Genomic DNA, 13,105 nt, shown 5'->3' on the forward strand with positions numbered 1-13,105 from the left:
CGGTCGTGTCCGATCCCGGCCTTCCAGGGGAGCCCGCGCGCCCCGGACGGTCCCACTCCGACACCATCCGCCGCGGTGCGGGCGGCGGGCAGGGCCGTCGTGGCTTCTCCTGGGGCGCCGCCCTGGCGGACCTCGTCGTCCCCCTGGAATGCGGCGGCTGCGGCAGGCCGGGGGAGCGGTGGTGCGCCGGCTGCGCGGAGACCCTCGCGGGGCCGCTGCTGCGGATCCGTACCCGCGCCGATCTGACGGCACCGGCCTGGGCGCTGGCACGGCACACCGGGGCGGCCGCCCACGCGGTCTCCGCCTACAAGGACCGGGGCCGGGCGGACCTGGCGCGGACGTTCGGTGCGGCGCTGGCTGTCGGCATCGATCGCCTTCGTGCAGCCGGGGAGATCGCGGAGGCCGGGGAACGTCCGGTGGTGCTGGTCCCCGCACCGGCGTCCGCGCGGGCCCGCCGCCGGCGCGGGTTCGACCACATGCGTGTGGTGGCGGACGCGGTGGCCGCCGATCTCGTCGGTTCGGTCCCCCCGGACACGGTGGCGGTGGCGCCCCTCCTCGAGGTGCGGGGGCGGGTGCGTGACGCCTCCGGGCTCGGTGCGCAGGCGCGCACGGACAACCTCGCCGGCCGGATCAGGCGCCGTCCCGCCGACACGGCGCTCCGGGCCTCGCCCGGGGCGCCCGAGACCGTCGCCGCACTGCTGTCCACCCCGGCGACGATCCTCGTCGTGGACGACGTGGTGACGACCGGGGCGACCGCGGCGGCGTGCGCGGCGGCGTTGGCATCCGGGGGGCTGAAGGTGGCCGGGGTGCTCGCGCTGACGGCCGCCTGACACCTCCGGTGCGCGACTTCTGCGGGACCCGCGGCCGACCTCCAGATGACCGGGTAGGGTGGGTGTCGGACGCGGTTCACCAGCACGTTCACTGTTATTGGTGGTTGGTGGGCCACGTCCGAGAGTGTCCACTCAGCCATGTGGGTTGACCCTTCGGCCGGTATTCCGGGCGGTGTCCGGGAGCGGCCGGAGTGGTCCGCCGCAGGCCCGATGAGGAGGAGCTTCGATGGCGAAGACCCCCGCAGTCCTGCTTGACCCCGCCACCTTCGACGGTCCCACGACCGACGATCCCGGCACTCCGGACGCCCCGGTGACGATCAGGGGCCGGAATGTCGAGGTACCCGAACACTTCGGGGCCCGGATCAACGCGAAGCTCGCGAAGATCGAGAAGATCTCGCCGACGAACATCCAGCGTTTCGACGTGATCCTGTTGCACGAGAACAACCCGCGGTTGTCCAAGGTGAGTCAGCGCATCGAGATCACCGTCAAGGGCAAGAGCGGTGTCGCCCGTGCGGAGGCGGCCGAGGACACCTTCTACGGCGCTCTCGAGTCGGCGGTCGCCAAGCTCGAGCGCCAGATGCGTAAGGCGCGGACCCGGCGCAAGATCAGCCATCAGGGGCATCGCCGTCCGCAGTCGGTGGCCGAGGCGACCGCAGAGCTCGCCTCCGACGCGGCGCCGGCCGAGGTGCTCGACGAATACGCGGACGCGATCGAGCACGATGAGCAGCTACCCGGTCAGATCGTGCGCCGCAAGGAGCACGACAGCTCGCCGATGACCGTCGACGAGGCGTTGGAGAGGATGGAACTCGTGGGTCACGACTTCTACCTGTTCCGTGACTCCGAGTCCGGCCGCGCCACCGTCGTCTACCGGCGCCATGCGTTCGACTACGGTCTGATCACCCTGACCGAGTAAGAGGGCCGGCAACCCGCTGTCCGCACCGCACGGGGGCGGTCCGATCCGAAGGGACCGGACCGCCCTCGGCGTGTACGGACGGCCCGGAACACCTAGGATGTGCGAGGGACCGGTGTGGTAACACGCCGGTTCGTGAGAACCCCGACCACATCCCCGACCACGAGGACGTTCGAGACTGTGTCCATCCTTTCCAAGCTGCTCCGGGCCGGCGAGGGGCGAAAGCTCAAGAAGTACACCGCTCTCGCCGACTACGTGGACTCGCTCTCCGCTGACGTGGAGAAGCTGAGCGACGACGAACTCCGTGCGAAGACCGACGAGTTCAAGAGCCGGGTGGCCGAGGGTGAGACGCTCGACGCGCTACTGCCCGAGGCGTTCGCCGTCGCCCGTGAGGCGGCTTTCAGGGTGCTGGGCCAGCGGCCCTACAAGGTGCAGATCATCGGCGGCATCGTGCTGCACACCGGCGCCGTCGCCGAGATGAAGACCGGTGAGGGAAAGACGCTCACCTGTGTGCTGCCCGCCTACCTCAACGCGCTGTCCGGTGACGGCGTGCACGTGGTGACGGTCAACGACTACCTGGCCAAGCGTGACGCGGAGTGGATGGGGCGGGTTCATCGGTTCCTGGGCCTGTCCGTCGGCGCGATCCTCAGCGGCATGACCCCGGCCCAGCGCCGCGAGTCCTACAACGCGGACATCACCTACGGCACGAACAACGAGTTCGGCTTCGACTACCTGCGCGACAACATGGCGCACGACACCGCCGAGCTCGTCCAGCGCGGTCACAACTTCGCGATCGTCGACGAGGTCGACTCGATCCTCATCGACGAGGCGCGGACACCGCTCATCATCTCCGGCCCCGCCGACGGTTCGAGCAAGTGGTACGGCGAGTTCGCCCGCATCGCGCCGCTGCTCGAAGAGGGCACGCACTACGAGGTCGACCGCAAGAAGCGCACCATCGGTGTAACGGAGCCCGGCGTCGAGTTCGTCGAGGACCAGCTGGGTATCGACAACCTCTACGAGGCCGCCAACTCGCCGCTGGTGAGTTATCTGAACAACTCCATCAAGGCCAAGGAGCTGTTCACCAAGGACAAGGACTACATCGTCCGCGACGGCGACGTGATCATCGTCGACGAGTTCACCGGTCGCGTCCTGGACGGTCGCCGCTACAACGAGGGCATGCACCAGGCCATCGAGGCCAAGGAGCGGGTCGAGATCAAGGCCGAGAACCAGACGCTGGCCACGATCACCCTCCAGAACTACTTCCGGCTCTACGAGAAGCTGTCCGGCATGACCGGCACCGCCGAGACCGAGGCCGCCGAGCTGTACTCGATCTACAAGCTCGAGGTCATTCCGATCCCGACCAACCGCCCGATGGCCCGCCAGGATCAGGGTGACCTCATCTACAAGACCGAGGAGGCGAAGTTCGGCGCCGTCGTCGAAGACATCGCGGAGCGGGTGGAGAAGAAGCAGCCGGTGCTCGTGGGTACCGCTTCGGTCGAGCGCAGTGAGCACCTGTCCCGGCTGCTCACGCGCAAGGGGGTCAAGCACCACGTCCTCAACGCGAAGTTCCACGCCTCGGAGGCGCAGATCGTCGCGCAGGCCGGTCGCCCCGGTGCCGTCACCGTCGCCACCAACATGGCCGGCCGCGGTACCGACATCGTGCTCGGCGGCAACGCCGACATCATCGCGGATCTCAACCTCCGCGAGCGCGGCCTCAACCCGGTGGACACCCCGGAGGAGTACGAGGCCGCCTGGGATGAGGAGATCGAGCGCATGCGCGCGCTCACCAAGAAGGAAGCCGAAACCGTCCGCGAGGCCGGTGGCCTCTACGTACTGGGCACCGAGCGGCACGACTCCCGACGGATCGACAACCAGCTGCGTGGCCGCTCCGGCCGTCAGGGCGATCCTGGCGAGTCCCGCTTCTACCTGTCCCTCGGTGACGAACTCATGCGGCGCTTCAACGGCGCGGCCGTCGAGGCCATCATGAACCGGCTGAACCTGCCGGACGATGTCCCGATCGAGGCCCGGATGGTCTCGAACGCGGTGAAGAACGCCCAGACCCAGGTCGAGTCGCAGAACTTCGAGATCCGCAAGGACGTCCTGAAGTACGACGAGGTCATGAACCAGCAGCGCACCGTGATCTACAAGGAGCGCAAGCGGATCCTCGAGGGCGAGGACATCACCGACCAGGTCGAGTCGATGATCTACCAGGTGGTCAGCGCGTACGTCGACGGCGCGACCGCCGAGGGTTACGTCGAGGACTGGGACCTGGAGAAGCTCTGGGACGCACTCGGACAGCTGTACCCGGTGTCCATCAGTGCGGAGGACGTCCTCGACGGCGACGAGTACGGCGCCGCCGGTGACCTCAGCTCCAAGAACCTCCGGGACGCCGTACTGGACGACGTGTTCGCCCGCTACGACGAGCGCGAGGCCGAGATCGAGGGCATCGGCGGCGAGGGCGCGATGCGTCAGCTCGAGCGTTCGATCATGCTGCAGGTTCTCGACCGCAAGTGGCGCGAGCACCTGTACGAGATGGACTACCTCAAGGAGGGCATCGGCCTGCGGGCGATGGCCCAGCGCGATCCGCTCGTCGAGTACCAGCGCGAGGGCTACGACATGTTCTCCGGGATGATGGACGGGGTGCGCGAGGAGACCGTGGCGTTCCTGTTCAACGTCAAGGTCGAGGCCAACCAGCAGCGCAACACCGTGGCGGCGCCGTCCGCCACGCAGGCGGCCGCCCTGGCCGGCGCCAACCCGATCCTGCAGGCGGCAGGTACCGGCCGTGACGTCTCGGACGAGCAGATGCAGTTCTCGGGGCCGTCCGAGTCCGGAGACGCGGAGCTGGTCGACGAGTCCGGTGCGGGCAACCGCGCCGACCGTCGCGCCCAGGACAAGAAGGAGCGCGCCGAGCGACGCGAGCGTGCCGCCCGGTCGGCCGGCAAGGGGCGCAAGGACTGACCCCTGATCGCGCTCCGGGTCAGACCATCCGGAGCGCGACGCACGAGGCCCCTGTGGGGGTCACCCGGATGCGGGCCGCGACTGCGAACAGTCGCGGCCCGCGCGCGTATGTGGCGCAGACCTCGTAGTCGGTGGACCGGGGGTCCGCTTCGCCTCCGGCACCGCTACCGGCGTCGGCCGTGTGGCCCGCCCCGGTGCCCCCGTCCCCGGCCGGGGCGGGATCCACCCCGGCCGGGTGGATGTGGAGGCGATGGATGCGGGCGGGGCCCAGCTGCCTGCCGGGGACGCCCGTGCGCGCCAGAGTCCGCAACATCTCCACCAGGTGCTCCGGGAAGGCCCCGCGCATGTTGTTCGGTGAGCGTTTGCGGTCCACCACCTCGAGCGCCATGACCACCAGCGCGTGGGCCGACCGCCGGGCCGGGACGGGCACCCCGCGCTCCGGGGCCGGCCGCGGGCGCCTCGGCCGACCCCCGACCGGACGACCGGAACGGGCTCCCGGCGACGGTTCCGTGGAGGGGAGAGGGCGGACCCCGTCGTCGTCATAATCCTCGTCGACCCCGGGGCGGACACGGCGCTCCCGGGCGTCGATCCGCCCCGTTCCGGGCCGGGTCACCTGCGTCGCGGACATGTCAGCTCTGCTCCCTCCACCGCCGGACCGGGGACGGTCCGGCGTCGTCTAACCCCTATGACGGGCCGGGAGCGGCGCGTGGTTCCACCTCGCTTACTGCGTCATGGCCCCGCGTTGCCTAGGCTGTTCCCATGCGAGGACTGATTGTCGACTACTTCGGGGTGCTGGACGGCACGGAGGAGGACCGCGAGAACTGGCGGTCCATCCTGACAGGTGCCAGGGAGAATGATGTCCGGCTCGCTGTTCTCAGCAACGAGCCCGAAGGGCCGGGGGCGGAGCGGGTCCGCGAGGACGCCCGCGCCTACGGGATCGAGCACGTGGTGCTCAGCGGTGTGACCGGTGTCGAGAAGCCCGAGTCCGAGGCGTTCCTGGAGGCGGCACGCCGGCTCGAGCTGGAGCCGCGCGAGTGCGTGATGGTCGACGATGCGATCGAGAACGTCCTCGGCGCCGTGCAAACCGGCATGATCGGTGTGTTCTACCAGGTGTTCGACCGGGCGGCCGTGGAGATCCGCGGGCTGCTGGGATTGGATGAGGTGGTCTGACCCGTGGCGACCAGGCTGGCGACGGCGGACGCGGATCTGCTGCTCGGGGATGCCGCGCGTTCTCGAAGCCGTCACTCGTGCTCCCTGGCGCTGGTCTCGAGGGACCGGCCGTGGGACATCGATCGGGTGATGGAGTTCGTCGACGCCCGCCTGGCTGACGCGCCGCGGTTCCGGCAGCGGATCCGGCAGGTGCCGTTCGGGCTCGCCCGAGCCGTCTGGGTGGACGATCCGGAGTTCGACCTGAGTTTCCATGTGCGGCGTTCCGCGCTGCCCGCCCCGGGCGGGATGCGCCAGCTCGCCGACCTGGTGGCCCGACTCGTCGACCGGCCGCTGGAACCCGACCGCCCGCTGTGGGAGCTGTACCTCATCGAGGGCGTGGAGGACGGCAAGCTGGCCATCCTCACCAAGACCCACCACGTGCTTCTCGGTGGCCCCAACGCCGTGGACCTGGCCCAGGTGCTGACCGCCGAGTTCCAGGCCTCGGCGGACGCGGACGAGGTAGCCACATGGACGCCCATGCCGTCCCCCGGGGACGGGGTGCTCGTGCTCGACGCCCTCATGACCATCGTCTCCGACCCGCTGGAGCTGGTCCGCCGCTCCGCGCGGCTCGTCCACGCGATCGAGCGGACTACCCGGGGCCTGGCGGGGGCGGCGAACTTCGCGGTGCTGCGGTCGGGGGGCGGGCTGTCGGAGATGTTCCGCACCGAACGCGCCCGGGGTAGCCGCGTGGGCCTGGCGTCGTTCCCGCTGTCCACGGCCCGGGAGATCGCCCGGGCCCACGGATGCAAGGTCAACGACGTGGTGCTGGCCGTGCTGTGCGGGGCACTGCGTTCGTGGATCCTGTCGTGCGGGCATCCGCTGATCACCTCCGACGTCCTGCGGGTGATAGTCCCGATGGCGGTGACGTCCGAGAGCGACCCGGGTGAGGACCACCGGGACGTGACCTCCGCGGAGATCGCCTCGGCGCTAATCTCGATGCCGGTGGGAGAGCCCAATCCGCGTATGCGGCTGGCGCAGATCGCACGCGAGACGGCGACCCAGCGCAATCCCCGCGAGGCCGTTGGCGCCAAGTCGCTGGCCCGGCTGTCCGGGTTCGCGCCGCCGACCCTGCACGCGCTGGGCTCGCGCGCGGCGATCATGCTGCCGTCGGACAGCTACGACCTCGTGGTGACCAACGCGCCGGGGCCCCAGCACAAGATGTTCTGGGGAGACGGCGAGCTCGTCGAGGTCTACCCGATCCCGGCGCTGCTCGAGCACAAGGCGCTCGCAGTGTCGATGAGCAGCTACTCCGGCATCGTGTACTGCGGCTTCACCTCCGATCGCCAGGCCGTCCCGGATGTCGAGGAGATCGGTGAGCTCATCTCCGGCGCGCTGGAGGAGCTCGTCGGCATCGCCACCTGATCGGTACCCGCGCGGCGCCGCCGACCCGGTCGGCATCGCCCACTGACCGTCCCGGTCGACCGATGACGCCGGCTGACCGCCACCAGCACTTCGAGGAAGGCCCCACCATGCGCTTGTTCATCCCCGCCACGTTGCCGATGCTCGAGACCCTGCTCACCGACGGGGAGATGCCGGTGCGTAGCGGCACCGCGTTCGCGGCCACGCCGGCGCTCATCGAGTCGTACGCGGAGGGTGATCTCGAGGAGATCGAGCACGTCGCGTTCCTGGAGGCCGCCCGCGCCTCGCTGCGGCTGCTCGGCGGCGAGATCGACTCCGGCACCGCGCACGGCACCCACCCGCATCGGCGGGTGGTGGTGAGCGTGGACCTGCCCGACGAACGGGTCACGCTGCGCCCGGACCTGGACACCGCGGTGGTGCGGATCAGCGGCGGGACCGTGGTGTCGTCGGACATCGCGGCGGTGCACGTGGATCTCGCGGGCGCGGTGGACCTGGTCAGGGGCGCAATCGACGCGGTGGATCGGGCCGATCTCGGCGACGAGGACGCGGAGCTCACCGTGGGAGACGCGCTCGATGTGGATCTGGCCTGGTACGACGCGGCGGAGTTGCCGTTTCTGTTGACGCTGCTCTGAGCGCGGTGCAACGGTTGTACAGGGCCGACGACGAGGACGAGCGGACTGTCGCGAACAGCACTGTGGTCTCCCGTCCAGGCCTAACCTACGCTACCGTAGGTTAGTGTTCGTCAACGCCGACCCGACCCTCGGGCGAGCGGGCGGCCGGACGTCGAGGGAGGCACCAGTGTCGGAGTCGAAGAGTGGACTAGGCCGGATCCTGCGGGCAGCCGCCGCGAGGGTCCCCGAGCCGCGCACCGCGCACCGGTTCCTCAACCGGCTCACCCACCCGCTGCGCGTGGATGACTATTCGTCGCTCGTCTACCCGCTGTGGTCCTCGCGCGAGCTGCGCGGCGAGGTGGTCTCCGTGCGACGTGAGGCCGACGACGCGGTGACGCTCGTGATCAAGCCGGGCTGGGGTGCCACCCCCACCTACCGCCCGGGTCAGTACCTGGGGATCGGCGTGCTCGTCGACGGCCGGTGGACCTGGCGTTCCTACTCGCTGACCTCCGCACCGACCAGCGGGCGGGGCGAGTACTCGGTGACCGTCAAGGCGATGCCCGAGGGACTGCTGAGCAATCACATCGTCGGCACGGTCGAGCCGGGCACGATCGTGCGCCTACAGGCCCCGGCGGGCGACTTCCATCTGCCGTCGCCCACCCCGGACAAGATCATGTTCGTCAGCGCCGGCTCCGGCGTCACACCGGTCATGGGCATGCTCCGGTCGATGGACCGCCGCTCCGGGGGCGAGCGTTTCCCGGACGTGGTGCACGTGCACTCGGTCCGTACCCGCGAGGACGCACTGTTCTACGACGAGCTGCTCGCCCTCGAACGCACCCAGCCCGGCTACACCCTGCACCTGCGGGTCACGGCGGAGGAGGGGCGCATCAACGCCGCGCAGATGTCGGCGCTGGTCCCGGATTGGTCGGAGCGGCCGACCTGGGCCTGTGGTCCGTCGGCGATGCTGGACGAGCTGGACGAGCACTTCGGTGCGTCCGGCCGCGAGGACCTGTACGTCGAGCGGTTCACCGTCAACCGCGACGCCGGCGCCTCGGGCGGCACGGTCACCTACGGCTCGACCGGCAAGACCGTCGAGTTGGACGGCGCCACCACGATCCTCGAGGGCGGGGAGAGCGTGGGCGTGCAGATGCCGTTCGGTTGCCGGATGGGCATCTGCCAGACGTGCGTGGTCCCGCTGGAGGACGGCCATGTCCGCGACCTGCGCAACGGCACCGATCACGGCCCCGGGGAGCGCATCCAGACCTGCGTGTCGGTCGCGCTGGGGGACGTGGAACTCAACCTCTGAGGGCGGTCGCCGGCTCAGGTCGGATCGTTTCTGTCCTGCCCCAGCTCCCACGGGTCGTTGGACTGCAGCGCGCCGAGGAGCTCGCGGACGGCCAGCGCGCGCCGGTGCGTGGCCGGGTCCTCGATCGCGTCGAACGCACACTCGGGATCGGCGGGCGGCCCCTGGTGGGTGCAGCCGCGCGGGCAGTCCTCGGCGATCTCGTGCAGGTCCGAGAAGGCGGCCACCACGTCGTCCGGGGAGACGTGCGCGAGTCCGAAGCTGCGGATCCCGGGGGTGTCCACCACCCAGCCGCCCGCGCCCAACTCGAGCGCCACCGACTGGGTGGAGGTGTGCCGGCCCTTGCCGACCCCGGAGACCACGCCGGTGGCCCGGCCGGCGTCGGGGACCAGGCGGTTGACCAGGGTCGACTTGCCGACGCCCGAATGGCCGATCAGTGCGGAGATCCGGCCGTCGATGGTCTCGTGGAGCTCGGCGAGGTCGTCGTCGACCCCCACCATCAACACCGGGACGTCGAGCGCGGTGAACTCGGCGGCGAACACCGACGGATCGTCGAGGTCGCCCTTCGTCAGGCACAGCACCGGCGTCAACCCGCCGGTGTAGGCGGCGACCAGCGCGCGGGCGACGAAGCCGGCGCGCGGCGGCGGGTCGGCCACGGCCACCACGATGAGCAGACGCTCGGCGTTGGCCACCACCACCCGCTCGTACGGGTCGGAGTCGTCGGCGGTGCGGCGTAGCACCGTGGAACGTTCCTCGACGCGCACGATCCGCGCCAGGGTGTCGCGCGCGCCGGTCAGGTCCCCGACCACGCCCACGTGATCACCCACGACGATCGGCGTGCGCCCGAGCTCGCGGGCGCGCATCGTCACCACGCGCGTGCCGGCGGCGTGGGTGGGCCCGTCGTCGAGCAGCACGCACCCCCACCGCCCGCGGTCGACGCTGACGACCATCGCGGCGGCGGCGTCGTCGTGGCTCGGGCGCCGCTTGGTGCGCGGCCGTGAGCCCTTTCCGGGCCGGATGCGGACGTCGGACTCGTCCCATCCGCGTGCGCCGCTGGTGCCCCGTCGGCCCGCCATGGCGGCGCGTCAGCCCCGCCCGGCGAGCATGTCGGACCACATTCTCGTGAAGCCGGGCATGGTTTTGGAGGTGGAGTCGATGTCGTCCACCTCGACGCCGGCGGTGACCAGGCCGATGATCGCGCCGGCGGTGGCCATGCGGTGGTCGGCGTAGGCGCGCCACGGGGCGCCGCGCAGGGGGGCGGGCGTGATCACGAGGCCGTCGGCCAGTTCGGTGACCCCGCAGCCCACGGCGCCGAGCTCGGCGGCCAGGGCCGCCAGGCGGTCGGTCTCGTGGCCGCGCAGGTGGGCGATCCCGGTCAGGCGGGAGGGGCCGTCGGCGAGCGCGCAGAGCGCGGCGACGGTGGGGGTGAGCTCACCGATGGCGGACAGGTCCATCTCGACGGGGGACAGGCGTTCGGGACCGACGACGACGAGGGTGCCGTGCCCGGCCTCGTCGGTGGTCTCTCCGGAGCCGTCGTCCGCGGCCTCGAGGGTGACGGTCGCGCCCATGGCCTGCAGGATGCCGCGGATGGCATCGCCGGGCTGGGTCGTGGTGGACGGCCAATGGGGGACGCGGACGGTGCCGCCCGTCACCGCGGCGGCGGCCAGGAACGGGGTGGCGTTCGACAGGTCCGGCTCTACCACCCGGTCGACCGCGTAGATCGGGCCCGGGGCGACCCGCCACGAGGACGGGGTGGGCTGCTCGACGGCGACCCCCGACTCGCGGAGCATCTCCAGCGTCATCTCGATGTGCGGACCCGACGGCACGGGGGAGGCGGCGGTGTGGACCAGCTCGACGCCCTCGTCGAAGCGGGCCGCCGACAGCAGGACACCGGAGACGAACTGGGAGGAGGCGGAGGCGTCCATCTCGACCCGCCCGCCCTTCAGTGCCCCTGCGCCGGTGACGGTGAACGGGAGGGTGTCGCCCTCGATGTCCGCGCCGAGCGCGCGCAGTGCGTCGAGCACGGTGGCCTGCGGGCGGACCCGGGCGGCCGGGTCGCCGTCGAAGGTGGAGGAGCCGGTCGCCAGTACGGCCACCGGCGGGACGAAGCGCATGACCGTCCCGGCCAGGCCGCAGTCGACGGGGGCGCCCCGCAGCTCGCCCGGCGTGATCACCAGCTCGGTGTCGTCGGCGGCGAGCGGGCCGTCCGGGCCCTCGATCCGGGTGCCCAGTGCCTGCAGCGCGGCGATCATCAGGTCGGTGTCCCGGCTGCGCAGCGTGCCGGTCAGCCGGGAGGGGCCGCCGGCCAGGGCCGCGAGCACGAGCGCGCGGTTGGTCAGCGACTTGGATCCGGGGACCGCGACGTCGGCATCGACGGGCGCGGCGGCGACAGGGGCATTCCAATGACTCACCTGGCCATTGTCGCCCATCATCTCGTTCTCCGGCCGATCCGGGTGCGAGGATGTCCGGTATGTGTGGACGCTTCTCGCTCTCCTCCGACCCGGCTCGGCTCGCGGTGGAACTGGACGCGGTCGACGAGGCCTCCGCGCCACCGCCCGGGCTGGCGCCGGCCGAGGGCCCGCTCGCACCGCGGTTCAACATCGCCCCCACCACGACGATCGCCGTGCTCGCGCTGGACACCCCGCGGGAGCGCTACGACGAGGGGCGGGCCCGTGCCGCGGTCGGGGCTGCAGGTGGGGTGGGCGGGGATGCCGACACCGCGGCGCCGACGCGGGTGATGCGGGCGATGCGCTGGGGGCTGGTCCCGTCGTGGGCGCGTGACTCGCAGAAGCTGCCCAACCTGTTCAACGCGCGGGTGGAGACGGCGTTCGAGAAGCCCGCGTTCCGGGCGGCGGTGAGACGCCGGCACTGCGTCATCCCGATGGACGGCTGGTACGAGTGGGTGCCGGGCGGGTCCGCGACCCCCGGCGGCAAGGCGGGGCCCAAGCAGCCGTTCCACATGAGCATGCCCGGTGACCGGGGGTTGCTCATGGCGGGGCTGTGGGAGACCCGGCGGGATCCTGATGACGAGTCCGTCACCCAGCTGTCGTGCACGATCCTGACCACCGAGGCGGTGGGTCCGCTGCGGCAGGTGCACGAGCGGATGCCGCTGGTCGTGTCCCCGGACATCCTGGCGGACTGGCTGGACCCGGGCGTGATCGGCGATCCGCGCGCGCTGGTGGACGGCGCCGGCTATGACCTGGCGCAGTGGGCGGACGCAGTGGAGATCAATCCCGTCTCGCGGGCGGTATCAGGCGTCCGTAACGACGGCCCCGAGTTGGTGCGGCGCGTCGACCCGGACGAGGGAATGCTGTTCTGACCCGCGGGTCGTCGAGGACGGGGCTGACCGGACGCGGCGTCGGCGCTATCCGGGGCGGCCCGCGGTCACGGGCGCGGTGACCGCGTCGGTGAGCGCCACCAGGTCGGCTCCGGCCAGTTCGATCTCCCAGCCGCGGCGGCCCGCGCTGCACAGGACGGTCGGGTGCTCGAGGGCCGAGGAGTCCACCACGGTGGCCAGAGCGCGCTTCTGGCCGAGCGGGGACACCCCGCCCACCACGTAGCCGGTGGTCTTCTCCGCCACGTCGACCGGCGCGAGGGTGACCTTGCCGCACCCGAGCGCGGCGGCCGCGGCCTTCAGATCGAGCGAGGACGTCACGGGCAGGATCGCCACCGCCAGCGACAGCCGTGACCCGGCGGGCGGGCGGGCTGTCGCCAGCACGAGGGTCTTGAAGATCCGACTCGCCTCCATGCCGAGGCGCTCGCCCATCACGCGGGCCGCCTCGTCGCCGTAGTCGCTGCCGGTCGCCTCGTACGTGTGCACGGTGTGCTCGACCCCGGCCGCGCCCAGTGTCGCGATCGCGGGGGTCGCGGCAGCACCGTCTCGTCCTCTGTTCTTGGCCACGGGTCGACACTAGTGCGCGGGCGG

General features: G+C 71.3%; 12 protein-coding genes. 8 read left to right on the plus strand and 4 right to left on the minus strand.

Annotated elements, in window-relative coordinates; translation table 11 throughout:
- Nucleotides 1-5: 5 nt before the first annotated feature.
- The 3 genes from ACWGLC_RS07105 (at nt 6) to secA (ending at nt 4,698) form a co-directional block, all read left to right on the plus strand.
- On the plus strand, nt 6-830 hold the full coding sequence (locus tag ACWGLC_RS07105; protein WP_452099231.1) for a ComF family protein: 825 nt from the start codon (nt 6-8) through the stop codon (nt 828-830).
- 226 nt (nt 831-1,056) lie between these two features.
- The gene (hpf, locus tag ACWGLC_RS07110) at nt 1,057-1,743 is read left to right on the plus strand and encodes a ribosome hibernation-promoting factor, HPF/YfiA family (protein WP_452099232.1); all 687 of its coding nucleotides are present in this window, start codon (nt 1,057-1,059) and stop codon (nt 1,741-1,743) included.
- Between the two features lie 183 nt (nt 1,744-1,926).
- The gene (gene secA / locus ACWGLC_RS07115) at nt 1,927-4,698 is read left to right on the plus strand and encodes a preprotein translocase subunit SecA (RefSeq protein ID WP_452099327.1); all 2,772 of its coding nucleotides are present in this window, start codon (nt 1,927-1,929) and stop codon (nt 4,696-4,698) included.
- A 19-nt stretch (nt 4,699-4,717) separates the two neighbouring features.
- Here secA and ACWGLC_RS07120 read toward each other — a convergent pair whose 3' ends face one another.
- Nucleotides 4,718-5,326 (minus strand): hypothetical protein, encoded by a 609-nt coding sequence (locus ACWGLC_RS07120; protein ID WP_452099234.1) that lies wholly within the window; start codon nt 5,324-5,326, stop codon nt 4,718-4,720.
- Between the two features lie 131 nt (nt 5,327-5,457).
- On the opposite strand from ACWGLC_RS07120, the gene ACWGLC_RS07125 reads away from it, so the two are divergent.
- The 4 genes from ACWGLC_RS07125 to ACWGLC_RS07140 all read left to right on the plus strand — a co-directional run bounded on the left by ACWGLC_RS07125 (nt 5,458) and on the right by ACWGLC_RS07140 (nt 9,183).
- The gene (locus ACWGLC_RS07125) at nt 5,458-5,868 is read left to right on the plus strand and encodes an HAD family hydrolase (RefSeq protein ID WP_230930263.1); all 411 of its coding nucleotides are present in this window, start codon (nt 5,458-5,460) and stop codon (nt 5,866-5,868) included.
- Between the two features lie 3 nt (nt 5,869-5,871).
- Nucleotides 5,872-7,269 (plus strand): wax ester/triacylglycerol synthase family O-acyltransferase, encoded by a 1,398-nt coding sequence (locus ACWGLC_RS07130; RefSeq protein ID WP_452099235.1) that lies wholly within the window; start codon nt 5,872-5,874, stop codon nt 7,267-7,269.
- 107 nt (nt 7,270-7,376) lie between these two features.
- On the plus strand, nt 7,377-7,898 hold the full coding sequence (locus ACWGLC_RS07135; RefSeq protein WP_452099328.1) for a DUF6912 family protein: 522 nt from the start codon (nt 7,377-7,379) through the stop codon (nt 7,896-7,898).
- Between the two features lie 166 nt (nt 7,899-8,064).
- A complete protein-coding gene (locus ACWGLC_RS07140; RefSeq protein WP_452099236.1) occupies nt 8,065-9,183 on the plus strand; it encodes a ferredoxin reductase in 1,119 nt (372 codons plus the stop codon).
- A gap of 14 nt (nt 9,184-9,197) precedes the next feature.
- Here ACWGLC_RS07140 and rsgA read toward each other — a convergent pair whose 3' ends face one another.
- Nucleotides 9,198-10,256, minus strand: a complete 1,059-nt coding sequence (gene rsgA / locus ACWGLC_RS07145; RefSeq protein ID WP_452099237.1) for a ribosome small subunit-dependent GTPase A — start codon at nt 10,254-10,256, stop codon at nt 9,198-9,200.
- 9 nt (nt 10,257-10,265) lie between these two features.
- Entirely contained in the window at nt 10,266-11,609 is a 1,344-nt protein-coding gene (aroA, locus tag ACWGLC_RS07150; RefSeq protein ID WP_452099329.1) for a 3-phosphoshikimate 1-carboxyvinyltransferase, read from the minus strand.
- 41 nt (nt 11,610-11,650) lie between these two features.
- On the opposite strand from aroA, the gene ACWGLC_RS07155 reads away from it, so the two are divergent.
- Nucleotides 11,651-12,499, plus strand: a complete 849-nt coding sequence (locus tag ACWGLC_RS07155; RefSeq protein ID WP_452099238.1) for an SOS response-associated peptidase — start codon at nt 11,651-11,653, stop codon at nt 12,497-12,499.
- 45 nt (nt 12,500-12,544) lie between these two features.
- On the opposite strand, the gene ACWGLC_RS07160 is transcribed toward ACWGLC_RS07155, so the two are convergent.
- On the minus strand, nt 12,545-13,000 hold the full coding sequence (locus ACWGLC_RS07160) for an aminoacyl-tRNA deacylase (RefSeq protein ID WP_452099330.1): 456 nt from the start codon (nt 12,998-13,000) through the stop codon (nt 12,545-12,547).
- Nucleotides 13,001-13,105: the final 105 nt, after the last annotated feature.

This window comes from Dietzia sp. NPDC055877 (assembly GCF_053615975.1).

What these genes read in the sequence shown, in the direction of transcription:
- ACWGLC_RS07125 (WP_230930263.1), top strand. Translation starts at nt 5,458, where the DNA reads ATGCGAGGACTGATTGTCGACTACTTCGGGGTGCTGGACGGCACGGAG.
- ACWGLC_RS07155 (WP_452099238.1), top strand. Translation starts at nt 11,651, where the DNA reads ATGTGTGGACGCTTCTCGCTCTCCTCCGACCCGGCTCGGCTCGCGGTG.
- ACWGLC_RS07120 (WP_452099234.1), bottom strand. Translation starts at nt 5,326, where the DNA reads ATGTCCGCGACGCAGGTGACCCGGCCCGGAACGGGGCGGATCGACGCC.
- aroA (WP_452099329.1), bottom strand. Translation starts at nt 11,609, where the DNA reads ATGGGCGACAATGGCCAGGTGAGTCATTGGAATGCCCCTGTCGCCGCC.
- hpf (WP_452099232.1), top strand. Translation starts at nt 1,057, where the DNA reads ATGGCGAAGACCCCCGCAGTCCTGCTTGACCCCGCCACCTTCGACGGT.
- ACWGLC_RS07135 (WP_452099328.1), top strand. Translation starts at nt 7,377, where the DNA reads ATGCGCTTGTTCATCCCCGCCACGTTGCCGATGCTCGAGACCCTGCTC.
- rsgA (WP_452099237.1), bottom strand. Translation starts at nt 10,256, where the DNA reads ATGGCGGGCCGACGGGGCACCAGCGGCGCACGCGGATGGGACGAGTCC.